This is a genomic window from Pseudomonas nicosulfuronedens, assembly GCF_005877905.1.
Classification (GTDB): Bacteria; Pseudomonadota; Gammaproteobacteria; order Pseudomonadales; family Pseudomonadaceae; genus Pseudomonas; species Pseudomonas nicosulfuronedens.
Genome location: NZ_SWDV01000130.1, coordinates 1 through 663, shown reverse-complemented (window position 1 = coordinate 663; position 663 = coordinate 1). Strand labels below are relative to the sequence as shown.

Sequence of the window (663 nt, the reverse complement as noted above, 5' to 3'; positions counted from 1 at the left end):
CGACTTCATCGCCCCCGAAACGCCCAAGCCCTTTCAACAGGAAAGCGGAATACTACAAATACAACAAGAACTCTCAACGCTATTCCCCGAAGAAGGTGATTACATAAACGAGCTAGCACAATCCCTGTTGCGACCAACAACAATGAGATCCACCTCTGGTGTAATTACATTCTTAAACACTGGAAGTGTTTATGCCATGGCAGAAGCACTCGGCCATACAAAGTATGACCCAGACCTACTGGAAAGATATTTGCCTGCAAGCATCCTTCACTTTTTTAGAGACCGCTGGGTAAGAATATTCCAAACTGGAATTATCATACAGGCGATGAAGGACAGCCCATACCTGCTCGAGTCTAGTGGCTTTCGAACCATGAGTGAACTTGATAGCTTCTTGGAACAGAACACCATCAGATTCTCCCAACACTTAAATGAGCCCCCACCTCAAGATAACAAATCGAAGCCAGAAAACAAAACGCTGATCGCACTTAATATACAAATCGCTCAAATATTGCTTTCGATATTAAAATCGAAAGAAGAAAGCATAAGGCCGCTTAATGCCAAAGCGGAGCATTGGGCAGAGTTTGCACATCACCTACTATCATTCCTAAAATCAGACAACGAAAACCACCTTGAAGCCTTGGACATCCTAGAAAGAGCCGCCTT

The 663-nt window shown here is 44.0% G+C and carries 1 pseudogene; it reads left to right on the top strand.

Annotated elements, in window-relative coordinates:
• Positions 1-663: pseudogene (locus FAS41_RS30995) on the top strand (hypothetical protein); the annotation flags it as partial.